This window comes from Marinomonas sp., from assembly GCF_965225885.1.
GTDB lineage: Bacteria > Pseudomonadota > Gammaproteobacteria > Pseudomonadales > Marinomonadaceae > Marinomonas.
The window spans coordinates 3016425-3038982 of record NZ_OZ245329.1 but is presented as its reverse complement, the minus strand read 5'-3'; the positions used below and the strand labels follow the sequence as shown (position 1 = coordinate 3038982).

The 22558-nt window shown below is 45.7% G+C and carries 20 protein-coding genes; 15 read left to right on the top strand and 5 right to left on the bottom strand.

Annotated elements, in window-relative coordinates; genetic code table 11:
- Positions 1-27 precede the first annotated feature (27 nt).
- Together ACO05V_RS14480 and ACO05V_RS14475 are read right to left on the bottom strand one after the other, a co-directional pair.
- On the bottom strand, positions 28-1131 hold the full coding sequence (locus ACO05V_RS14480) for an ABC transporter ATP-binding protein (RefSeq protein WP_421852829.1): 1104 nt from the start codon (positions 1129-1131) through the stop codon (positions 28-30).
- 16 nt (positions 1132-1147) lie between these two features.
- Entirely contained in the window at positions 1148-1930 is a 783-nt protein-coding gene (locus ACO05V_RS14475; protein WP_421852826.1) for an IclR family transcriptional regulator, read from the bottom strand.
- Positions 1931-2133: 203 nt separating this feature from the next.
- Between ACO05V_RS14475 and ACO05V_RS14470 the strand changes: the two genes are divergently transcribed.
- The 10 genes from ACO05V_RS14470 to ACO05V_RS14425 all read left to right on the top strand — a co-directional run bounded on the left by ACO05V_RS14470 (position 2134) and on the right by ACO05V_RS14425 (position 14434).
- Entirely contained in the window at positions 2134-3009 is an 876-nt protein-coding gene (locus ACO05V_RS14470; protein WP_421852823.1) for a carbohydrate ABC transporter permease, read from the top strand.
- Positions 3009-3860, top strand: coding sequence for a carbohydrate ABC transporter permease (locus ACO05V_RS14465; protein WP_421852820.1), 852 nt, complete (start codon positions 3009-3011; stop codon positions 3858-3860). The genes ACO05V_RS14470 and ACO05V_RS14465 overlap by 1 nt, the downstream gene beginning before the upstream one ends.
- Before the next feature lie 6 nt (positions 3861-3866).
- Positions 3867-6017 (top strand): alpha-galactosidase, encoded by a 2151-nt coding sequence (locus tag ACO05V_RS14460; RefSeq protein ID WP_421852818.1) that lies wholly within the window; start codon positions 3867-3869, stop codon positions 6015-6017.
- On the top strand, positions 6018-7754 hold the full coding sequence (locus ACO05V_RS14455) for an IlvD/Edd family dehydratase (RefSeq protein WP_421852815.1): 1737 nt from the start codon (positions 6018-6020) through the stop codon (positions 7752-7754).
- Entirely contained in the window at positions 7754-8527 is a 774-nt protein-coding gene (locus ACO05V_RS14450) for an SDR family NAD(P)-dependent oxidoreductase (RefSeq protein ID WP_421852812.1), read from the top strand. The genes ACO05V_RS14455 and ACO05V_RS14450 overlap by 1 nt, the downstream gene beginning before the upstream one ends.
- Positions 8527-9528, top strand: coding sequence for a 2-dehydro-3-deoxygalactonokinase (locus tag ACO05V_RS14445; RefSeq protein WP_421852809.1), 1002 nt, complete (start codon positions 8527-8529; stop codon positions 9526-9528). Before ACO05V_RS14450 ends, ACO05V_RS14445 begins: the two co-directional genes overlap by 1 nt.
- A gap of 4 nt (positions 9529-9532) precedes the next feature.
- Positions 9533-10165 (top strand): 2-dehydro-3-deoxy-6-phosphogalactonate aldolase, encoded by a 633-nt coding sequence (locus tag ACO05V_RS14440; protein WP_421852806.1) that lies wholly within the window; start codon positions 9533-9535, stop codon positions 10163-10165.
- Between the two features lie 77 nt (positions 10166-10242).
- On the top strand, positions 10243-11121 hold the full coding sequence (locus ACO05V_RS14435) for an SMP-30/gluconolactonase/LRE family protein (protein WP_421852803.1): 879 nt from the start codon (positions 10243-10245) through the stop codon (positions 11119-11121).
- A gap of 3 nt (positions 11122-11124) precedes the next feature.
- On the top strand, positions 11125-13095 hold the full coding sequence (locus ACO05V_RS14430; RefSeq protein ID WP_421852800.1) for a beta-galactosidase: 1971 nt from the start codon (positions 11125-11127) through the stop codon (positions 13093-13095).
- 115 nt (positions 13096-13210) lie between these two features.
- Positions 13211-14434, top strand: a complete 1224-nt coding sequence (locus ACO05V_RS14425; RefSeq protein ID WP_421852797.1) for an ABC transporter substrate-binding protein — start codon at positions 13211-13213, stop codon at positions 14432-14434.
- A gap of 110 nt (positions 14435-14544) precedes the next feature.
- Here ACO05V_RS14425 and ACO05V_RS14420 read toward each other — a convergent pair whose 3' ends face one another.
- From ACO05V_RS14420 to ACO05V_RS14410, 3 genes are read right to left on the bottom strand one after another with little or no spacing between them, the layout of a single operon-like run.
- Positions 14545-15441 carry a metal ABC transporter solute-binding protein, Zn/Mn family gene (locus ACO05V_RS14420; RefSeq protein ID WP_421852794.1) on the bottom strand — a complete coding sequence of 299 codons (897 nt, stop codon included), beginning with the start codon at positions 15439-15441 and terminating at the stop codon, positions 14545-14547.
- Complete coding sequence (locus tag ACO05V_RS14415) at positions 15438-16328, bottom strand: metal ABC transporter permease (protein WP_421852791.1); 891 nt, start codon at positions 16326-16328, stop codon at positions 15438-15440. Before ACO05V_RS14415 ends, ACO05V_RS14420 begins: the two co-directional genes overlap by 4 nt.
- Complete coding sequence (locus tag ACO05V_RS14410; RefSeq protein WP_421852788.1) at positions 16325-17074, bottom strand: metal ABC transporter ATP-binding protein; 750 nt, start codon at positions 17072-17074, stop codon at positions 16325-16327. Before ACO05V_RS14410 ends, ACO05V_RS14415 begins: the two co-directional genes overlap by 4 nt.
- A 322-nt stretch (positions 17075-17396) precedes the next feature.
- Between ACO05V_RS14410 and ACO05V_RS14405 the strand changes: the two genes are divergently transcribed.
- The 5 genes from ACO05V_RS14405 to ACO05V_RS14385 all read left to right on the top strand — a co-directional run bounded on the left by ACO05V_RS14405 (position 17397) and on the right by ACO05V_RS14385 (position 22499).
- Entirely contained in the window at positions 17397-18953 is a 1557-nt protein-coding gene (locus ACO05V_RS14405) for an ABC transporter substrate-binding protein (RefSeq protein WP_421852785.1), read from the top strand.
- Positions 18953-19888 (top strand): ABC transporter permease, encoded by a 936-nt coding sequence (locus ACO05V_RS14400; protein WP_421852782.1) that lies wholly within the window; start codon positions 18953-18955, stop codon positions 19886-19888. The genes ACO05V_RS14405 and ACO05V_RS14400 overlap by 1 nt, the downstream gene beginning before the upstream one ends.
- On the top strand, positions 19885-20667 hold the full coding sequence (locus tag ACO05V_RS14395) for an ABC transporter permease (protein ID WP_421852779.1): 783 nt from the start codon (positions 19885-19887) through the stop codon (positions 20665-20667). Before ACO05V_RS14400 ends, ACO05V_RS14395 begins: the two co-directional genes overlap by 4 nt.
- Complete coding sequence (locus ACO05V_RS14390) at positions 20664-22052, top strand: ABC transporter ATP-binding protein (protein ID WP_421852776.1); 1389 nt, start codon at positions 20664-20666, stop codon at positions 22050-22052. The genes ACO05V_RS14395 and ACO05V_RS14390 overlap by 4 nt, the downstream gene beginning before the upstream one ends.
- A gap of 195 nt (positions 22053-22247) precedes the next feature.
- Entirely contained in the window at positions 22248-22499 is a 252-nt protein-coding gene (locus ACO05V_RS14385; RefSeq protein WP_421852773.1) for a hypothetical protein, read from the top strand.
- Positions 22500-22558: the final 59 nt, after the last annotated feature.

Sequence of the window (22558 nt, the reverse complement as noted above, 5' to 3'; positions counted from 1 at the left end):
TTAACGGCTTTTATTGGGCGCTTTTTTTTAGCGAGCAGGCACTGGACGATCCACTAAGGCTTCGCCATCGCGGTTAAATAAGTAGCAATCTTCTTTTTTGATGCCTACTGTGACTTTCTCGCCATTGCGCGTTAGGTTTGAACCGCTGACTTCAATGGTAAGTTTGCTGCCTTCAAATTGGCCGTAAAGATAAGTAAGACCACCTAAATGCTCTGCCACGTCAATATCTAGATCAATAGTAAGATCGGCGTCTTCGGTGTTTTCTTTGATATGCTCAGGGCGGATGCCGAGCTTGACGGTTTCGTTGACAGAGATCTTGGTGCCATCAACTTCCATCTCGATACGCTGATTGGCGATATCAATCACAGCCACATCTTTATTGTCGATACCCACCACTTTGCCTTCTAAAAAGTTCATCCGTGGTGAACCAATAAAGCCCGCCACAAATTCGTTGGCTGGATTGTGGTATGGCTCTAGCGGAGAGCCGACTTGCTCTACGTTACCAGCGCGTAATACAACGATTTTATCGGCCAAGGTCATGGCTTCAACCTGATCATGTGTCACGTAGACCATAGTGGCTTTTAGCTTGTTGTGCAGCTGTGCGATCTGAATGCGCATGTCGACACGAAGTTCGGCGTCTAGGTTGGAAAGCGGTTCGTCAAATAGGAAGACTTCTGGTTGGCGAACAATCGCACGGCCAATAGCAACACGTTGACGTTGGCCACCAGATAATTGTTTAGGTTTACGATCCAGCAGTTCATTCAGTTGCAGAATGTTGGCGGCGTTGCTGACTTGCGCCTTGATTTTCTCTGGCGCCACGCCGTTCATACGCAAACCAAAGCTCATGTTTTCTTCCACTGTCATGTGCGGATACAAGGCATAGGATTGGAAAACCATAGCAACGCCACGGTCTGCGGGCGCCACGTTATTCATGTTGGTACCATTGATTTCCAGCATGCCATCGGTAATGTCTTCTAGTCCTGCAATTAAGCGCAGTAGGGTGGATTTACCACAACCAGATGGGCCTACAAAGACCACAAACTCACCGTCTTGCAGATCTAAATTGACGCCATGAATTGTCTCAATATCATGAAACCGTTTGATGACGTTTGTTAGTTTTATCGTCGCCATAATGGACTTTCCTATGCTAGTTAGAGGCCATAGCCCCCATTCGGGTGGATACTTTCTTACAGGCGTCTTTGACCAATGTTTGAAAGTGTTGGAAGCGCGCCTCGTCTACACGAAATTTAGGTGCAGTAATACTCAGCGCGGCAATGGGTTCGTTTCTGTGGTTTAAAATCACCGATGCGGCACATTGAATGCCTTCTTCGTGTTCTTCTAAATCCAAGGAAATCTTGCTTTCACGAATCTTGATAAGATCATTTCTTAACATTGCTTCGTTAATCAGCGTGGTGTCAGTGTGCTTGATAAAGCTTTGTTCTTTGATGGCGGCGGCTAATTGATCTTCACTGAGAAACGCCATCATGGCTTTACCGACACCAGTGCAATAGGCTGGGCCTTTTTTGCCAACGGCCGAAAATAAACGCAAGCTTTTTTGGCTTTCTAGCTTGTCGATGTAGATAACATCGCCACGATCGAGTACCGCAAGGTGAATAGTTTCACCGGTTTCGTCCCACAAATGTTTCATTTGATCCGCGGCTATGTCACGCACATCAATTTTTGACCAGGCTTGATGAGCCAATTCCAGTAGCCCATAACCAGGATGATAAAGCTGACTAACTTCATCAAAGCGAACCAAGCCTTTCTCTGTCAGCGACGTCAGAGTCCGATGCGCTGTTGCTTTTGGTAGGTCTGTTTTCTCAACCAATTCGGCAAAGCGTAGTGGCACTGGCGTCATGCAAACTTCTTGCAATAGGCTAAGTGCTTTGTCTAACGATGAGCCTCCGCTCTTAGTTTCTTGCTCAGTCATGGTTAGGTTTCCTTAATCTCTATTTTTATAATTTTCTAAGGTTAATTTAGCCTCAAAAAAGAGGCCTGAAAAAATGTTCTAAATTGAGTATTGCAAAAAATGGAACTTTATTCCATTATTTTATTAGGCGAGTTATCCGAAGTTGAATTCAGGTAGCAAGTGGGACAATTATATAAACTATAAAAATAAGAGGTATGTGCGCCATGCAGAAGTTGCATAGCAAGCAACAGCAATGGATGCCGGTTTTATTCTTAGCGCCAGCAGTCATTTTGTTTGTGGTCTACGTTATCTTTCCTATTCTCCAGAGTATCTGGTTGAGCTTTTATGAGTGGGACGGAATCGGTGAGAAGACTTTCGTAGGCTTAAGTAATTACTATGAACTCTTTGATGATTATCAGTTCTGGGTAGCGTTAAAAAACAACCTGTATTGGATGGTCTTCTTCATGTTGGCGCCGCCAATTGGTTTGGGCATTGCGTTGTTTCTAAATCAAAAAATCATGGGCATACGTTTAGTTAAGTCTATGTTTTTCTTTCCTTTTGTTATCTCGCAAGTGGTTGTTGGCTTGGTTTTCTCTTGGTTCTACGATCCGTCTTTTGGCTTGTTTAATAAGGCCATTGGCTTGTTCGGTATGGAACCGATTGCGATCTTGTCTGATGAAAACTGGGTAACCTTCGGCATTATCGTGGCAGGACTTTGGCCACAAATTGCTTATTGCATGATCTTGTATCTCACAGGTTTAAATAATCTTAATCCAGATCAAATTGAAGCGGCACGTTTAGATGGTGCTCATGGTTGGAAAATGCTGCGCCACGTCATTTTGCCTCAGTTACGACCTGCGACTTTTATTGCTGTGGTGGTCACTGTGATTGGCGCGTTACGAAGCTTCGACCTTGTCGCAACCATGACCAGCGGTGGTCCATTCGGCTCATCCAGTGTCCTTGCTTACTTCATGTACGAACAGTCGATCTTTAACTACCGCGCCGGTTACGGTGCTGCGATTGCGACTGTGTTGTTCTTGATTATGGATATTTACATCGCCTATTTCTTGTGGCGTATGCTGAAGAGTGAGAAAGCCTAATGTTTCCAACTCCTATAGAAAAAAGATCATTACCTTTTAACGTAAGCTATCGCGTTGCCGTTTGGATCTCTCTTGCACTTTGGCTGTTACCGCTCGTGGCGGTCATGCTAACGTCAGCACGTTCGAGTGCAGATATTAACGCGGGGAATTATTGGGGCATTCCTTCTGAATGGATGTTGTTCGAAAACTACACCACTGTGTTTACCGAAACACCGATGTTGCGTTATTTGATCAACTCATTAATTATCACTTTACCTGCGGTTTTTGGTGCAGTGGCCTTGTCTACTTTGGCGGGTTATGCACTGGCGAAGTTTAAATTTCGTGGCAACATCGCGCTGTTTGCTGCTTTTATTGCGGGTAACTTTGTACCTTTTCAAATTCTGATGATTCCAGTGCGTGATTTGACCATCAGCATGGGATTGTACGACACGGCGTCGGGCTTGATTCTGTTCCATATCGCTTTTCAAACCGGCTTTTGTACCTTGTTTATGCGTAACTTTATTGTCGGTTTGCCAGATGAACTGATTGAGGCCGCTCGTGTGGAAGGCGTCAGCGAATGGCAAATTTTCTGGCATGTGGTTTTACCTTTGGTTCGTCCTGCTTTAGCGGCCTTGTCGGTGCTGATTTTTACCTTTATTTGGAACGATTACTTCTGGGCGTTGGTATTAGTTCAGAGTGATGAAGTACGTCCAATTACTGCGGGCATCAGTGCGTTGAAAGGTCAGTGGATGGCGTCTTGGCAGTTGATTGCCGCCGGTTCTATTGTTGCGGCTTTGCCTCCGGTTATTTTGTTTTTCGCCATGCAGCGTCACTTTATTGCGGGTTTAACCTTGGGTGCTACAAAAGGGTAATAGATCATGTCTGAAGTGAAAAATGTGTCTTTTTATCGACAAGACTCAAAAGATCAAAGCAAGACTTTGGTAATTGCTTGCCCGACACAAGGCGCACCAGAATTGTTGTATTTTGGCGATGCTTTACCCAAAACGACAGATTTAGCCAGTGTGTATTTGTCGCAACAAGCGGCAATACCGCAAGGCATGATGGATAACCCCACGCCGATGTCCTTGATTCCTGAAGCGGGTCGAGGATGGTTGCAAACGCCAGCGGTCGAAGCCAGTGCAGAAGATCGCCCTACATGGGCGGCGTGCTGGTCTTTGGTCGCTGTGGATGAGCAGAAAAATGGCTTTGTGATTCATTTAGAAGACAAGGTCGCTCAGTTGTCGGTTGTGCTGGATATTGGCTTGTTGCCGTCTGGTGTTTTACGTCAGCAATTAACATTGACCAACCAAGGCGAGTTTGACGTCAGCGTACAACGCTTAGCTTGTACTTTGCCTGTTGCCAGTCAGTTTACTGAACGAATGGGATTCTATGGCCGCTGGTGCCAGGAGTTTCAGCAAGAGCGTAGCGATTGGCAAGCGACCTGGTTGCAAGAAAACCGTAATGGCCGTAATTCTCAGGCAAACTTTCCAGCGGTGATTGTTGGCGAACAAGGCTTTGGCGAGCAACAAGGCGAGCTGGTCGGCGCGCATTTGGCGTGGAGCGGAAATCACAGATTAAAAGCGGATTACACCGCGGAAGGTCATCGTTACTTACAAGCTGAAGTCTTGTATTTGCCGGGTGAGATTGTTCTGCCTAAGGGTGAGTCTGTTACGACGCCAGAATTATTAGCCGCACACAGCGCTGCTGGTTTAAATGCCATGAGCCAGCAATTCCATAAAGAGGCTCGTCACCGCTTGAAACTCACTAAGCCTCGTCCTGTGCATCTGAATACTTGGGAAGCCTTTTACTTTGATCACGATATGACCAAGCTGAAAGCGCTGGCGAAAGCGGCTGCGGAAGTGGGCGTTGAACGTTATATCCTCGATGATGGTTGGTTCCGGGGTCGTGATAATGATAAAGCCGCGCTGGGTGACTGGTTCGTTGATGAAAGCAAATACCCTGATGGTTTAATGCCATTAATCCGTTATGTGAAAGACGATTTAGCCATGGAGTTTGGTTTGTGGTTTGAGCCTGAAATGGTCAACCCAGATTCTGATTTATTTCGCGCTCACCCTGATTGGGCATTGCAATTACCCCAGTACGAGCCTGCTTTGGCGCGCAATCAGTTAGTGTTGAACTTGGCTAAGCCAGAAGCTTACCAATACATCCGCGAGCGTTTGTTTGCTCTGTTTACCGAATATCCTATTGATTATGTGAAATGGGATATGAACCGAGATTACACTCAGCCAAGTGGTGATATTGCGCCACAAGCCCACGCCCAAGTAGACGCTTTGTACCGATTATTGAGCGAGCTCAATCAAGTATTTCCAGCTATGGAGATCGAAAGCTGTTCTTCTGGCGGTGCGCGCGTGGACTTCGGTATCTTGAATTTTACTAAGCGTTTTTGGGCATCTGATTGTAACGATGCTTTAGAGCGACAAGCTATTCAGCGTGGTTTTAGCTATTTCTTGCCGCCTGAAGTGATGGGTTCTCACATTGGCCCAGATAAAAGCCATACCACGAGCCGTATTCATGATGTGGCGTTCCGCGCGGGAACCGCCATGCTTGGGCATTTAGGTATTGAATGGAACTTGTTGGACGCCAATGCAGAGCAGAAAGCCACCATTGCTAATTGGCTTTCTCATTACAAACAGTATCGAAGCGTTTTGCATGAAGGTAATAACTGGCGCTTGCCAAGTGCCGATGGACGAGCGCAAACCCAATGGGCATTGAGCCAAGACCAAATGCAAGGGTTGGCGATTTACAGTCAATTAGCAATGCCCAAGCAAGCTCAAACCTTGCCGATTCGTTTACCAAACTTATTGCCAGATCAGCTCTATCAAATAAACGTTCTGGAACACAGCCCATTGCCTGGACATCTTATGAAAGCCTTACCTGTGTGGTGGAAAAAAGACCTTATATTAAACGGTGCGAGCTTGAGTCAAATTGGGCTGACATTGCCTATTTTTGACCCTGAATCTCTAGTGTTGATAGCAATTAAAGCCGTACCTGAAACGGAGAAATATTGAATGAGTGACAACAATAACAAAGATAAAAAACCATTACGCAGTCAGCAATGGTACGGCAAATTAGACAAAGACGGCTTTATTCACCGTAGCTGGATGAAAAACCAAGGTTTGCCAGATCACAGCTTTGATGGCCGACCAATTATTGGTATTTGTAACTCATGGAGCGAATTAACTCCTTGTAATTCGCATCTTCGTGAATTAGCCGAATACGTAAAACGCGGCGTTTGGGAAGCGGGTGGTGTGCCACTAGAGTTTCCAGTGATGTCGTTGGGTGAAACCCAAATGAAGCCGACGGCCATGTTATTTCGTAATTTGATGAGCATGGATGTAGAAGAATCCATGCGTGCTTACGGAATGGACGGTGTTGTGTTATTGGGCGGTTGTGACAAAACCACGCCAGCCCAATTGATGGGCGCGTGTTCGGTGGATTTACCGACGATTGTTGTGTCATCTGGTCCAATGCTAAACGGTAAATATCGCGGTAAAGATATAGGTTCAGGTACAGACGTTTGGAAATTTAGTGAAGCGGTACGCGGCGGTAAAATGAGCCTTGATGCTTTTATGCGTGCAGAGTCTGGTATGTCTCGTTCCCGTGGAACTTGTATGACCATGGGCACAGCATCGACCATGTCTTGTTTGGTGGAAGCTTTGGGTATGTCTTTACCAGAAAACGGCACCTTGCCAGCGGTCGATGCTCGACGTCAGGCGTTGGCTCATATGACGGGCGCTCGTATTGTTGAGATGGTGAAAGAAGATCTAAAACCGTCTGATATTTTGACCAAGACAGCTTTTGAAAATGCCATTCGTGCCAATGCCGCCATTGGTGGATCAACCAATGCGGTCGTGCATTTATTGGCAATTGCGGGTCGAGTGGGTGTGGATTTGACCCTAGAGGATTGGGACCGCATTGGTGCGGAAATTCCTTGTCTTGTCGACTTGATGCCTTCCGGTCGATTCTTGATGGAAGACTTCCATTACGCGGGCGGTTTCCCAGCGTTAATTCAGCGTTTGAGTCATCTCTTTGATATGACTGCCAATACGGTTTGTGGTGCAAGCTTGGGTGAGATTACCGAAGGCGCTGAGTGTTTCAATGAAGAGGTTATACGTCCTATTGATAAACCTTTGCGTGCGAAAGCGGGCATTGCTGTGTTACGCGGTAACTTGTCGCCGCAGGGTGCGATTATTAAGCCGAGCGCGGCAACGCCTGCTTTGTTGCAGCACACAGGCAAAGCTGTGGTGTTTGAAAACATCGAAGATTACAAAGCTCGTATCGATACGCCAGAGCTAGACGTCGACAAAGATTCGATTTTGGTGCTGAAAGGCTGTGGTCCAAAAGGTTATCCGGGTATGCCAGAAGTGGGCAACATGGCGTTGCCAAGTAAGTTGTTAGAACAAGGCATTACCGACATGGTTCGCATCAGTGATGCGCGTATGAGCGGCACGGCGTTTGGTACAGTGGTGCTGCATGTTGCACCGGAATCCACAGTTGGTGGACCATTAGCCTTGGTGAAAAATGGCGACGAAATCACCCTTGATGTGGAAGGCCGTGGCTTGCATTTGCATATTTCTGATGAAGAAATGGCAACTCGTAAAGCTGCATGGCAACCTGAAGAAAGTGATTATCATCGCGGTTATGCCAAGTTGTATATCGACCATGTAATGCAAGCCGATCAAGGTGCTGACTTGGATTTCCTTGTTGGCAACAGTGGGTCGAAAGTGAGCAGGGAGTCTCATTAATGACAAATAATAAAAACAAAACGATTTTTCCTAGTTTGGCTGGACGTCACGCTCTTGTGAGCGGGGGCGCGTCTGGTATTGGTGAAGCCTTGGTTCGAGCGTTAGCTCAGCAAGGTTGCTTGGTGAGCTTTTTCGATATTGATCAAGCAGCAGGTGATAACCTTGCAAAAGAGCTAAACGATCAAGGCTTGAAAGCGCATTTTAATTTGGTTGATTTGACTGAAATAGACACGCTTCAAAAAGTGATTACTGAGCGTATGGCCGAATGGGGTGCGATTCGTATTCTGGTAAACAACGCAGCCAACGATCATCGTCATACGCTACAAGACATGACGTCAGACGCATTTGATAAATGTATCTCGGTCAATTTAAAACATCATTTCTTTGCCGCTCAAACCGTCGCGCCTGCCATGGCGGAAGCCGGTGGCGGTAGTATTATTAATATGAGTTCCAACTCTTGGATGTTGGGACTGGCTGGATATCCGGGTTATGTAACGGCAAAAGCGGGCATTTCAGGCTTAACCAAAGGCTTGGCTCGTGAGCTTGGCGGTCAGAAAATTCGTGTTAATACGGTATTGCCCGGCTGGGTGATGACGGAAAAACAAAAGCGTTTATGGCTTACGCCAGAAGCTGAAGCCGAATTAATGACACAGCAAGCGCTGAAAGAAAAAATCGAACCTGAAGATGTGGCGGATTTGGTGTTGTTTTTAGGCGCTGATGATAGCCGCATGATTTCTGGACAAAGCTTGGTTGTGGATGGAGGGCGCTTGTAATGACCTCATTAAATCCTGTTTCACAACCTGCTGGTGACCAAGCGAGCTTTATTGCCGTTGATTGGGGAACCACCAATTTACGTGCCTTTTTGATGAATCAGGATGGTCATATTCAAGCACAGCGCGACAGTGATCGAGGCATGTTAAAACTCGGTTCGGCTGAATTTGAAAGTGTCTTGTCTGATTTGTTGGGAGATTGGCTTACGCCGGATCTACCCATTTACATGGCGGGCATGGTGGGCAGTCGCGGTGGTTGGCAAGAAGTGCCTTACCAGCAATGTCCGATTAAATTAGATGATTTGTCTGAGCATCTTTTTTGGCTGACGACGTCGTTGCCAAACAAGGTGGCAATTGTACCTGGCTTACGAGGTACGGGGGTCGCAGGCTTGCTTGATGTCATGCGTGGTGAAGAAACGCAATTACTGGGCGCGCTTGATTGGTTGGAAGAACAAGGCCGTGGTGATGAATCACCGGTATTTTGCTTGCCGGGAACCCATTGTAAATGGGTAAAAGTTACAGAAGGCAAGGTCATGCAATTTTCGACTTCTATTACAGGAGAGTTATTTGCGCGTTTAAATGATGAATCCAGTTTGGTAAAAGGCTTGCCTAAATCGGATCAGCTTAACGAAGAAGCGTTCAAAAAAGGTGTGTTGGCTAGTCAGCAGACGGGCGGGATTTTGCATCATTTATTCAGTGCTCGTAGTCGTTTTGTGTGTGGTGAATTGGCTGCCGACGAAGTGCGAGATTATCTTTCTGGTGTGGTGATTGGTCATGACGTGAATGACACGTTAGAAGCTTTAACTATGGTGGCGTTAGAAGCGCAGACCAGCCCCGTTGTGATGATTGGCAGTGAGGCGCTGAGTGAGCGTTATGCGCTTGCTTTGTCGTCTCGGAATCTTACTTGCGAATTTTTAGCGGCTAACGAAGCAAGCATTCGTGGCTTAAAACGCTTGGCGAATCGTCAGGCTTGGTCGGAAATGAATCCGGCAAAAGGAGCGTAATTACATGAAACATTCTTTTGATGCATTGATGCAAGAATTTCCAATGGTTGCCATTCTTCGTGGAATTAAATCAGATGAAGTGATGGAGCATACTCGGGTGTTGATTGAAGCGGGTTTCCGTATGATCGAAGTACCATTGAATTCGCCTGATGCGTTTACGAGTATCCGCATGCTACAAGAAGCCTACGGCGAGCAAGCGTTAATTGGTGCTGGTACGGTTTTGACTATGGCTCAGTTGACCGAGTTAGTGGATACAGGCGCAAAATTAATGGTTTGTCCACATACCGATGTGGAGCTAATTAAAGCCGCAAAAGTCGCTGGGCTTTACACTATGCCGGGATTTTTTACCGCTAGCGAAGCGTTTGCTGCCTTGCATGCCGGTGCCGACGCGGTGAAACTGTTTCCAGCCGAAGCCTTGCCTTCTATCAATGTAGTAAAAGCCTTGGGTGCTGTTATTCCTGCTGAAGCATGGTTGTGTCCTGTGGGCGGCGTGACACCAAATAACGTGGCCGATTATCTTGATGTTGGCGCGCGTGGTTTTGGTTTAGGCTCTGGTTTGTACAAAAAAGGCCAATCCGTCGAAACGACCAAAACTAATGCAGAGGCATTCATGGCGGCGTGGAAAGCATATAAATAATGATCAAGTCTCTTGCTTGGTGTGGTGAGTTATCGCAATGCATCAAGCAAAGAACTTCACTTCGGAGAATAAAAATAATGCAGCAGATTAGTACTCAACGCCACCAATTAGCCGAAGGGCCATTTTGGAGCCAATCAGAGCAAGCTTTGTATTGGGTTGATATTCCCGCTTGTCAGGTGTGGCGCTGGCATCAAGCTTCCAATGACTATCAGCATTGGACCTTACCGAAAAAAGTATCCGCGGTATTCACCACACAAAGTGCGCGTTTGTTGGTCACTATGGCCGACGGTGTGGCGTATTTAGATCGAGCCACGGGCGAACTGGAATATTTGTGTGAGTTAGACACAGATATACCGGGTAACCGCAGTAATGACGCTAAGTGTGATCCGAAGGGCAATCTTTGGGTCGGAACCATGGACGATGCAGAAAATGTTTCATCGGGCCGTTTATGGAAAGTCACTGCTGAAGGTAAAAGAACCTTAATGCTAGAAAACGTGGGAATTTCTAATACCTTGGCATGGGATGAATCTCGCGGCCGCTTTTATTTTGGCGACTCCATGACCCGCAAGGTTCACGCTTTTCCTTATCCTGAATTTTATGACGTGCGCAGCCAAAAGCCATTTTTTGAAGTAAAAGAGGGCATTGGTGCGGATGGATCTTGTATTGATTTAGAGGGTTGTATTTGGAACGCCAATTGGAATGGGTCACGTATTGTGCGTTACAACCCAGAAGGCGAAGTATTGCAAACCATTGAATTGCCGTTTGCGAAACCAACATGTTGTGTGTTTGGCGGCGTTGATGGGAAAACCTTGTTTATTACTTCTGCCAGTGTGGATACCACTGACGAAGAATTGGCAGACAAGCCCTTGTCTGGACATGTTATCGCTATTGATTTGAAAACGGCATTGGATCTTGATGTCGCTGGTGCGCCAAGTCAGCCGTTTGCTGGAGCATAAAATATGAAGTTAGGTGTGTGTTATTACCCAGAGCATTGGCCAAAAACAAGATGGCTTGAAGACGCTCAACATATGCAACGTATTGGTATTGAATACGTACGAATTGGAGAATTTAGTTGGAGCACAATTGAACCGACTCCGGGGGAATTGCATTGGGAATGGTTAGATGAATCGCTGGATATTTTGCATTCTCATGGCTTGAAAGTGATTTTGGGTACGCCAACCGCAACGCCTCCGAAGTGGTTGGTGGATCGTTATCCTTCTATGCTTGCTAAAGACGAGCATGGCCGTGTGCGTAATTTTGGTTCACGCCGTCATTATACTTTTGCCAGCCTCGAGTACCGTGAAGAATGTCGTCGTATCGTTACCTTAATGGCGGAACGCTATGGTCAACATCCTGCGGTGGCTTCTTGGCAGACCGACAATGAGTACGGTTGCCACAATACAATTTTAAGTTATGCCGAAGCGGATTTGTCCGCGTTTCGTATTTGGTTAGAAGAGAAATACACCACAGTTGAAGCCTTGAATAAAGCCTGGGGCAACGTGTTTTGGAGCATGGATTATCGCTCTTTCGATGAAGTGGAATTGCCAAATTTAACGGTAACCGAAGCGAACCCTTCCCATCGTTTGGACTTTCAACGTTGCTGTTCAGACCAAGTGGTGGCTTTTAACAAACTGCAAGTGGATATTTTACGTGAGCATTCTGCTGGACGTGATTTGGTTCATAACTACATGGGATTCTTTACCGCATTTGATCACCATAAAGTGGGTCAAGATCTGGATGTGGCGAGTTGGGATACTTATCCGCTGGGCTTTTTGGATCAAGAAGCGATTTATACCGCAGAAGAAAAACATCAGTATTTACGCGTTGGCCATCCTGATTTTGGCGCTTTTCATCACGATTTATACCGTGGCTGTGGCAAAGGTCGTTTGTGGATCATGGAGCAACAGCCGGGGCCGGTAAACTGGGCACCTCATAATCCTACGCCTGCCGATGGCGCTGTGCGTTTATGGACCTGGGAAGCGTTTTCCCATGGCGCGGAATTGGTGTCGTATTTCCGCTGGCGACAGGCGCCATTTGGTCAAGAGCAAATGCACGCTGGTTTGTTACGCCCTGATGCAGAAGAAGCAGAAGCTGCAAAAGAAGCGTCTCAGGTTGCCAATGAAGTAAAAGTCTTAGCCGATTCACTTGGGTTGGATGCAGAAGAATTAATGTCTTTGCCTAGTGCAGGGAAAGTGGCTTTGATGTTTGATTATGACGCTTGCTGGTCCTTAGACATTCAACCTCAATCACGCGCTTACCGCTATTTATTCTGGTGTTATCGCGTGTATGAAGCCATGCGTGAAATAGGCCTTTCCGTGGATATCATTCCAAGTGATGGGTCTTTGGATATGTATGAGCTACTGGTGCTTCCAGCGCAGGCGCATATTACTCCGCAACTGCAAGAAAGACTGAATGCTTACAAAGGTGTGTTGCTTGCCGGGCCAAGAACTGGCAGTAAAACCGACAGTTATCAGATTCCAGAAAATCTTGCGCCGGGTCCATTGGCTAGCTTGTTGCCTTTAACAGTAGAGCGCGTTGATGCTTTGCCTGAGCATACTCAGCCAGCTGTTGCTGGTCGTTGGGGCGCAGGTAAATTGAAGCATTGGCATGAGCAGATCAAAACAGAGTTGCCTTGTTTGTTACGTGACAATGGCGGAAATCCTGTCTTGATGGGCGCTGATCGACATTTTTACCTTGGCTCTTGCTTAGACAGTAGTTTGTTAAAAGCAAGCTTGGCCAAATTAGCTGATATTGCAGTGCTACAGACTCGTTACCTGCCAGAAGGCGTACGAATTCGTGAGCGTGGCAATGTGATATTTGTCTTTAATTATGCTTCGCAAGCGGTGGTGTTTGAGCCTGATAACGCGGAGTTGATTTTAGGTAGTAAAACGCTAGAAGCCGCTGGTGTGGCAATCTGGAAAAAGAACTAAATAAAATTTGAAATAAATAAACCGGAACTTAGTTTCGTTTGTTGATTTTTTGTACTTATTGATCAATACTGAAACTTGGTTCCATTTAATAAAAAGAAAAAGAGGGCTTATTTACATGAAGAAATTACAATCCTTATTGGTAGGGGCAATGACGCTCGGTGCTGTCTCTATCGCCAACGCGGGTACTTTGGTGATCAACTCCGATCAAGCCGATCCTGCGCCGAAAAAAGCGTTTACTGAAATCGTACAGAAGTTTGAGAAAGAAAACCCTGACGTGACAGTGAAGTACAACTTATACGACAAAGAAGGTTATAAAACCGCCATTCGAAATTGGTTGTCGACGACACCTCCTGATATCGTTTTCTGGTACGCGGGTAACCGTATGAAAGCCTTTGTTGATCGCGGCTTGTTCGAAGACGTGAGTGACATCTGGAAAAAACAAGACCTCAAAGCCAATATGCCATCTGCCGCTTCAGCGATGACGATTAAAGGTAAACAATGGGGCGTACCTTATACTTATTATCAGTGGGGGATTTATTACCGCAAAGACATCTTTGATAAATTAGGATTGTCTGAGCCAAAAACGTGGGATGAATTCTTAGCGGTAAACGCGAAGCTAAAAGCTAATGATATTGCACCGATTGCCATTGGTACCAAATACCTTTGGACTGCCGCTGGCTGGTTTGATTATTTGAACATGAGAACTAACGGTTTGGATTTCCACATCGATTTGATGGATGGCAAAATTCCTTACACTGATCCTCGCGTTCGTAAAACTTTCGAACATTGGAAAGAGTTGGTTGATAAAGGCTATTTCCTAGAAAATCATGCGTCTTATTCATGGCAAGAAGCTCAGCCGTTTATGTATAACGGTAAAGCGGCGATGTATTTGATTGGTAACTTTATCGTGCCGAATTTCCCGAAAGAGCTAGACGGTAAAATGGGTTTCTTCCAATTTCCACAAATAAACAACAAAGTAGGCATGGCGGAAGACGCACCAATGGACACCGTTCATATTCCTTCGAAAGCAGCGAACAAAGTAGATGCGCGTAAATTCCTAGAATTTATGGCTCGTCCAGATAACCAAACTTTGGTTAACGCGGCTTTGTTGCAAATTCCACCTCATAAGAAAGCAAGTGCGCCTGATGACTTCTTTTTGAATAAAGGGGTGGCAATGTTAAACGAGGCTTCTGGAACGGCGCAATTCTATGACCGTGATACGGATCCAAGCATGGCGCAGGAAGGCATGAAAGGTTTCCAAGAGTTCATGGTAAAACCTGAGCGTCTTGATGCGATTTTGAAACGTTTAGAAGGTGTGAGAAAACGCGTTTTTAAATAAGCTTTAATTTGTCTTAATGCAGCGAAAAGCCAGTTCAACTTTTTGAGGTTACTTCAGAAAGTTGACTGGCTTTTTTGTTGCTGGACTTATTTATTGCTTAGCTATTCTGCTTACTTAGTCAGAGCAGAAACAATTTGGTGAGTGTTGTAATTCATCAATTTCAAGTAAGAGGAAGCAGGGCCATTTGTTTCAGAAAGAGATTCTGGATATAGCTCGCCGCCTGGTTTTGCGCCTGTTGCATTCGCAATTTGTTTAACTAGACGTGCATCATTTGAATTTTCAATGAAGTAGGTTTTGATCTGCTCTTGTTTGATTTGGTCGATAAGGCTGGCGACATCCGCGGCGGTTGCTTCTGTTTCAGTCGACAAACCAAGCGGCGCTAGGAATTTCACCTTGTATTCTTTTGCATAATAACCAAAGGCATCATGGCTGGTTAATACTTGGCGTTTACTAACCGGAATGGTGTCAATTTCAGCGTGGATTTTCTTGTTTAATTGGGTTAGTTGCTGAGTGTATTTTTGAGCATTGTCTTGATAAGTTGACGCGTATTCTGGGTCAATGTTTTCTAGCGTTTTCTCGATATTGTTTACCCATATAATTACGTTAGGAATACTGTTCCATACGTGTGGATCGGTCACTTCTTCCCCGTCTTCTACGAAGGTGTGCGTGTTGATTCCTTCCGATACAACCGTCGCTGGTTTGTTAGAACCTGACGCTTTGACCATTTTAGTAAACCAAGATTCTAAGCCTTCGCCGCTAATAAAAGTTGCAGAAGCGTTTTTGATGGCTTTTGCATCTTTCGGAGAAGGTGAGAACTCATGAGGATCACCATTGGCTGGAATTAGACTCGTCACATCAACCAAATCACCGCCCACTTGTTTTACTACATCGGCAAGAATACTAAAGCTGGCAACCACAGGAACAGGTTTTTCCGGTGACGCATGAGCAAGGGTTGTGCCCAGCGTTAAAGTGGAAAGTAGCGTTAACGCGAAAGGTATTTTATTCATTGTTGAATCTCCATTGGGGTTGAGTGTGTTTTTCTACGCAAATGCTTATAGAAGATACCAGCAGGGGCGAACAGCAAGGACAAGACATAAAGGCTTGTTGCCGTCAGTATGATGGTAGGTCCAGAAGCAAAATTAAGTTGGAAGGAAATGATCAAGCCTAAATAGCCCGATAAAGTTGCTGATAAAGTGGCAATGGCGATCATTTTCGGTAAGGTTTTTGCCCACAGTTGAGAGATAACCGCTGGCAGCATCATCATGCCGACTGCCATTAACGTGCCGAGGGTTTGAAATCCCGCGACTAAGTTCAGTACCACCATCAGCAGGAAAATTCCGTGGTAGAGAACGCCCTTGCCGCCGACGGAACGTAAAAATCGTGGATCAAAGCATTCGACAACCAAGGGACGATAAATCAAGGTAAGCAGAATTAATGAGAAGCTGGCGATGCCACCGATGAGATATAGCGCTTCAGCGTCAATGGCTAAAATAGAACCAAACAGTACATGCAATAAGTCAATGTTCGAGCCTTTAATGGAAATCAGTAAAACGCCTAATGCCAAGGACGCAAGGTAAAAACTGGCGAAAGAAGCGTCTTCTTTTAGATTAGTGTTGCGACTGACGATGCCAGACAATATCGCCACGGTGAGTCCAGCAATCAATGCACCTAAGCCCATGATGGGTAAAGAAAGCGTGCCTGCAATCATAAAACCAATGGCGGCGCCAGGAAGCACGGCGTGGCTCATAGCATCACCAATTAGGCTCATGCGGCGCAGCATAAGTAATACGCCAATCGGACCAGAGCTTAGACCCAGTGCAACCGATGCAATCAGAGCACGTCGCATAAAGCCATAATCCTGGAAAGGTGCAATGGCGAGTTCGTAAAGGATCATGCGGATTCCTTAAGTGGAGTAGGGGGTTGGCTCTGCGGGTTATCCCAGTAATGAATTAAGCTTTTTGCCCGTTGTTTGTTTTGTACTGACAGCGCTTGTCGAGTGTCGCCCCAATAAACGGCTTCGCGAGCCAGCAATAAGGTATTTGGAAAGTGTTGTTCGATTTGTTCTAAGTCATGAAGAATGGCGAGAACGGTACGACCCTCTTTGTTCCACTGAAGAATTAAAGCGAGTAGATCGTGGGTTGTTTGCTCGTCCACTGCGTTGAATGGCTCATCTAAAATCACCACTCGGGCGTCTTGTAAGAGCAGTCGTGCGAACAAGGCTCGCTGAAATTGCCCAGAGGAAAGAGAACCTATTTGACGCTTTTCCATGCCAGCCAAGCCCACTTGCTGCAAGGCGTCTTTTGCCTCTTCTAAACAAGCGTTTGATAAGCCTCGAAACGCACCATTTTTTCGCCATGATCCTAAGCTCACCAAGTCTTCAAGGTTTAAGGGAAAGTGGCAGTCTATTTCGGCGGTTTGAGGAAGATAGGCAATATCTTGTGGTGTTAGTTTTCCTCGGTTGATGTGGCTATTGGTGAGGGAAAGTTCTCCCATGATGGCTTTCACCAAAGTGGATTTTCCTGCTCCATTCGCGCCAGCAATTGCCGTTAAGCTGCCTGCTGCAAATTGCCCAGTCAAATGGCAAACGGCATGTACTCTGCCATATGAAATACACACGTCGTCCAGAATTAATGTGCTCATGGTAAGGCCACCGCCCAAATAATAAGCATCCAAAGGGCGAGAACTAAAAAACTGGTCAATACGATTCGTTGTAAGGCCGATTGGCTTAATACACTTTTTTTAAATCTCATGTTCTAAATCTCATGTTCTAAATCTCATGATTGTGCCTTTACTCACGTCAGAAAAGTCCGCGTAAGTGCTTATTTATAGGAAGGTTGGGGCTTGTTTGAAAATATAAAAATGTTGTATCATAACAAAACTGTTCGCAGTAGTATTTCTTATCTCATGGATGTCGCATTGTCGTGAATATCCTCATTGTTTAAAAATTAAGGATCTAATTTTTATGAAAACCTTTTTTCAGCCTCTGCGTTTGGTGACGCAGTTATTGCTTCTGTCTATTGTGGTTTCTTCTAATGTGGCGGTGGCGCAACCAACGCAATCCAATACCTTGTCCATCAGTGCTGCTTTTGAATTTACAAGCTTAGATCCATCAAAAAATGGTTTTGTCTATAGTCGTATGCAGGTGTTAGAAACCTTGGTTGATGTGGATGAAAACGGTTTACTGCTTCCTGCCTTGGCTAAAAGCTGGCAAGTGAGTGAGGATGCTAAAACTTGGACATTTGATTTGCGTGATGACGTACATTTTCATGATGGCAGCTTAATGAGTGCCGATGCGGTGGTTAACAGCTTGACCATTGCACAATCTAAACATGGCGCGTTAAAGAATGCCCCAATTGATAGCATTCGTGCCGAAGGAAATAACAAAGTAAAAATTACCCTGTCTCATCCTTACACATTATTAGGTGCGGTGTTGGCGAACTACGCCAATGGCATTTTGTCTCCAGATGCTTACGGCAAAGACGGCGATGTGCTTGCGTTGTCGGCAACGGGCCCTTACCAGCTGTATCAGTTTTCACCTCCGCATAAGTTAGTGGTAGAGAAGTTTGATGATTACTGGGGTAAGAAAGCCAGTATTCCTTACGCAAGTTACTTAACGGGTCACCGTACGGAAAGCCGTGTTTTGCAGGCGCGAAGTGGTCAAGCCGATATTGTGTTTGGTTTGGATCCTGCCAGTTTGCCTTCCTTAAAGCGTTTGCCTAGCTTGGAAGTTCATTCTAACCCTATCCCAAGAACTATCGTATTGAAGCTAAACAGTGGCCATCCCTTTATGAAGGATGTCAAAGCGCGCAAAGCTTTGAGCTTAGCGATTAATCGACAAGGTATTGCGAAAGGGATTTTACGTATTCCAGGCTCAGAAGCGGATCAAATCTTGCCAGCTTCTATGTCTAATTGGCACTTAAATAATGTGACCAGTAAAGCAGAAGCCGAAGCGGGGACGCCTGAATCTCTGTTAGCCTCTTTGGGGTGGAAGAAAAATTCCGAAGGCATGCTTGAAAGAGACGGTGAACAGTTTCATCTGACCATTATTACTTATGCAGATAGACCAGAACTAACTACGGTGGCGACGGCGATTCAAGCGCAATGGCAAGCCATTGGTATCGACACTAAGGTCCAAGTGACCAATTCCAGTGCTATTCCAATGGGTCATCAAGATGGTTCGTTAGAAGTGGCGTTGATTGCACGTAACTATGGTTTTATCGCTGATCCGTTAGGTGTCATGTTGTCTGATTTTGGTTCCAATGGCGGCGGCGATTGGGGGGCGATGAATTGGAATAATGAAAAATTAAGCGCGGATTTGATGACTCTGGAAGAAACATCTGATCCTGTGACATACAAAAAAATTGCGCAACGTAGCGCTCAAAGCATCTTCGATGAACGCCCAATGATCCCAGTGTCTTCTTATGTTCAACAAACCTCTGTTAATAAGCGTGTGAAAGGTTTTCATTTTGATCCTTTTGAACGTAGCTACTTTTTGAATGACATGGAGTTCATAAAATAATGAAGACAATGCTTTTAAAAAGAGCGCTTCAATTGATGACAGTGGTTTGGGGTGTAGGCACCTTAACTTTTATCTTGATGCGTTCTCTGCCTGGAGATATGGCCTATCGAATTGCTGCCAGTCGCTACGGTCAGGACAACGTTGATTCTCAGGCTGCTGCTTTGGTGCGTGAGGAGTTGAACTTAGATCAAGGGGCTTTAACGGCTTATTGGCATTGGTTAGCGGACCTTCTGCAATTGAAGTTAGGCAATTCCTTGGTGAGCGGCTTGCCTGTGATAGATACGGTTGAACACATGTTAGGCCATTCCTTTTTGTTGGCCCTTGTTGGACTGCTACTGTCGGTTTTGATCGCGGTGCCGTTGGGGTTGTTAAGTGCATGGCGTGGTAATCCTTTAGATTCTGCTTTGATGGGGTTGTCCAGTGTGATCCGTGCTATGCCGGTGTTTGTCTTGGGCGTGTTATTTATTTTGCTTTTTGCCTTGCATTGGAATTGGTTTCCGGTTGCGGGTTTTGGTACGCCTGCGCATTTGGTGTTGCCTGCTATTACTTTGGCGTTAAGTTTGGCGGCGGTATCTAATCGAGTGGTAAGAGACTCGGCTAAGCGAACTTTTCAGGCTGCGTTTTACCAGTTTTCCAGAGTGAAGGGGTTATCTGCGTGGCAGACGTTTCGACAGCATGGTGTGCGTAATATTGCGGTGCCAGTAGTGGCATTTTTCGGTATCCAATTAGTCAGTATGATCGAAGGGATTGTGATGATCGAATCGTTGTTTTCGTGGCCGGGAATTGGCCATGGTTTGGCCCATTCAATTTTTGCTCGTGATATTCCTGTGATCCAAGGTTCTGCCTTGGTGATGGGCATTCTGTTCGTGTTGCTGAATACCTTGGTGGATGTTATCTGCTTGTGGATTGATCCAAGAGGGGCGAAAACACAATGAAGTTAAATAAATCTCAATGGGTTGGCCTGTTTATTTTATTGGCATTGTTGACGTTCTCGTTGTTGGGTATTGTGTTTTCGCCTTATAGCATTTCGCAGCAAGATTTAAATGCCATTATGGAACCGCCTTCTGCGGCCCATTGGCTTGGTACAGATCATTTTGGTCGAAGTATGCTGACGCGTATGGCGCATGCGGTGGGCTTGTCTTTTTCGTTAAGTCTCTTGTGTATGCTGACGTCGTCTTTGTTGGGAACCGCCTTTGGCGTGTGGGCCGTTTGGGGCGGAAAAAAGATCGATGCGGCCTTAGGTATTGTGGTGAATATTTTACTCGCCTTACCCGGTTTGGTGGTGGTGCTGTTATTTGCGGCTATCGTACCAGGTTCTTTTTTGATGCTGTATTTGGCAATTTCTTTGGTGCAATGGGTGGAGTATTTTCGTGTCGTACGAGCGATTACTCAAGGCGTGATTCAAAGCCCAGCAAGGCAATCTTCTGAAATGATGGGATTTGGCCGCTGGTATCAGTTTAAGCGTCATATTTGGCCTGCTATTTCGCCCTCGGTTTTTACACTGGCGGCCTTTGGCGGCGCGAATGCAGTTTTAACCATGGCGTCGTTAGGCTTTGTTTCTGTGGGCATTCAGCCGCCGCTGGCGGAGCTTGGCTTAATGACAGTTGAGTTGTTCCCGTATTACAGCGACGCACCATGGTTGATGGCTCAGCCTCTGGTGGTCATTGCCTTGATGGTGTTTGCATTTCATTTATTGGCAGGGAAACGAGCATGAGTGTATTGCTGAAATTGACCAATGTAGCGGTTTATGTGGGTGAGACGTGTCTGTTAGAGCCTATTTCTTTGGAATTAAAACAAGGTGAGCCACTCACAATATTGGGTCAGACCGGTTCTGGTAAGAGCTTGTTGGCACAAGCGATTATGGGATTATTATCAGACGATTTAAGTATGTCTGGTGACGTGGAAGTGTTTGGCAAAGTTATGACGATTGAAGATCGTCAGGCTTTGTGGGGCCGAGAGTTGGTCATGTTGCCACAGGAGCCTTGGCATTCTCTAGATCCTTTAATGAAGGGGGTTGATCAGGTAAAAGAGGTGTATCAATTCGTACGAGAGAAGAGTGCGCAAGAGTCTCTTTCCAGTGCTGAAGATGATTTACGTCAAGTTGGCTTGGCAGGCAGCGGACATAAACGACCTGACGAGCTGTCTGGCGGTATGGCACAACGTCTTGCTATTACCGCCGCTACAGCGGGTGGCGCGCATGTTATCTTGGCGGATGAACCAACCAAAGGGCTGGATGTATCGCGTCGGGACGGCATTGTAGAGTTGCTGCAGGCTCGTTCGAATTTGGGCAGCTTACTGACGATTACGCACGACGTAGCGGTTGCTCGTCAGTTGGGTGGTTTGCTATTGGTGATGAAAGAAGGGCGATTGGTTGAGCAAGGTGAGGCGACTCAAGTGCTTGATTATCCAACAGACGATTACACGCGAGAGTTGATTGCCGCCGAGCCTAGTGCTTGGTCTGACATGGCACCGACATCTAGGCAAGACAGCGCTGAGTGTATTCTTGTTGCTGACAAGCTAGCGTTAGAACGAGGTGGACGAGTTTTGTTTGATGGGCTGTCTTTTACTATTAAGCAAGGTGAAGTGGTTGGTATTGTCGGCGACAGTGGCTGCGGTAAATCGTCGCTTGGGGATGCATTACTGAATCTTCTACCGGTTTCTGCTGGCAGTATTGTTCGTTCGAACCAGATAGCCAAGCCTCACCAATGGCTGAAACTGTATCAAGATCCACCGTCGGCGTTTTCGTCTAGTGTGTCGCTCGGTCAGTTGTTGGAAGATTTGGTGCTGTTGCACGGTATCGATAAAGCTCGTATTGCACCGTTAATGGCGCGTTTGAGCTTGCCGCAAGGGATTCTTGAACGCAATTGCCTAGCGGTTTCTGGTGGTGAATTACAGCGTTTTGCTATATTACGAGCCTTACTGTTGGATCCTGTGTTTTTGTTCGCTGATGAGCCTACTTCTCGGCTTGATCCAATCACTGCCAAAGAGGTGACTGTCTTGTTGGTTAAATTGGCCAGTGAAGCGGGTTGCGCTGTATTGTTGGTCAGTCATGATGCGGCGTTAGTTAAGAAAACGTGCCATCAGGTTATTTCAATATAAAGACGATTATCTTGCTGCGGCATTGAGATGGGAGCTAGTTAGCTCTTTTTCTCAATGTTCGTATCAAGGTGTTTTTATATAACCGCTTCATGATTTAAACATGTAAATGAGTGTCTTGAACTCAGCTTATGGTTTCACTTTACCTTCGTCTATGGTCTAATTTTTCTTAATTATATTGCTCCTTTAGGAAAAATTATGTCGTTCAAATCTTCACTTTCTGTTGCTTTGCTTAGCGCGGCTGCATCCTTTACTTCCACTAGTGCCTTGGCATTTGATGATTATTGTACGCCTAAGCTAAACGCTTACTTAGGTAACGTTCAGAAGACAGTTGAATCTAAATACGTTGCACAACGACAAAAAGACGTAGCACAAAAAATCTTGGACAAGGTTAAAGCAAGCCGCAATGACACGAAGGATTGTGTGTTGATCGATAAATTACTTCCATAACCATCTTGCTTATTTGGCTAGCAGATTTCTCGTTTTCTGTTATGTTTTATAAAGAGGAA